At 53.4% G+C, this 1,136-nt stretch carries 1 protein-coding gene and 1 pseudogene; both read left to right on the top strand.

Annotation, left to right across the window (positions count from 1 at the left end; genetic code table 11):
* Positions 1–418, top strand: a 418-nt coding sequence (locus tag AC1DVA_RS28525; RefSeq protein WP_476808148.1) for a Crp/Fnr family transcriptional regulator, incomplete at its 5' end; no start/stop codon positions are given.
* Positions 419–805: 387 nt separating this feature from the next.
* A pseudogene (locus AC1DVA_RS28520) lies at positions 806–1,136 on the top strand (hypothetical protein); the annotation flags it as partial.

Here is a 1,136-nt window from a genome sequence, read left to right as displayed (position 1 = left end):
CTCCAAAGGCTCAAAAAGCCTACTTCAGGGAGGGCCACTTTTCAGGGGGCAGGCCATCGCTTGGGATGTGGCCAGGCGCTTGTGCGAGCGGCTTAGGACCTTGAACAGGCTCTATATCGAAAACCGCGTTCTCCCGATGAAGGCAAGGCTCTACGCCGAGCTGATTCGTCTCAGTTCGAGCTCGGACGATGGTGAGATCTCCATTTCGCCGCCCCCAACCCATGCCGAACTTGCCCGTAGAATTGCTTCTCAACGTGAGACCGTGACGAAACAGATAAGCGCGCTGGCGAAGGACGGCATCCTGCGCCAATCCGGAAACAAGATGATTATCGARCKCATCGACGAGTTGCGGCACCGCGTCAGCGGTTTTCTGGGTGACCTTCCCTGCGTGAGCCATCGCCCGCAGCGCCATTGCTAGCGAATGCGGACGCCTGCCGCCTGCGGAACTCAAACGCTGTGCTCCGGGATGCCTTCGGTTCGATAATTCAGGACCGGTGAAAATGGTCACAGACAGATTGCCGATTGGAATGTCAGCATCGATTTGGGTTGAGGCCCGCTACAATGGGCGTCAACCTCCAAAAGAGACCCATACTTTGGAGAGGACCGGGTTTGTGATCCGGCCTCTCCTTTTTTCTATAATTTCGGATTATGCAGTTTATGATCGCAAATCACTGCAATCATCGTTTCTCAAAACAGAATTCTCTGCATCAAAGAAATAAATAACTCCTCTGAATATAAAGTTTTGATCATTATTAGGTCGAATTCGACTGCTGTTACTAGGTCTCACGAGCCGTCCTGAGGAGTTATGCCAGAAAACGTCTCGACCAAGAGAGAATTTCGAGTTGCGACGAGAGCATTTGCGAGTGCGCTCTGGGCAATCCTCGTGGCGTCTGCGTATCTCGCGGGGGTGTCGGGCGCGCAAGCTCAGTTCGTCGCCGTCGTTGGAACAGGCACGGCGAAATGTTCACAGTTCAATGATTCCATCGTGGTTCGAGTAGAGGAAGAGCGCGAGTATTTCGCCTGGGCTCAGGGTTATATGAGCGGTATTCTGATTGGCGCGCCACCGAACGTCGACGATAATCTTCTTCTTATTCCTGAGGGGTTTCCGATCGCCGCGCAGATGAACTTCATGCGCT

It is taken from the genome of Allobosea sp. P4_C6 (assembly GCF_056402015.1).
This window is presented reverse-complemented; position numbering and strand designations above follow the sequence as displayed.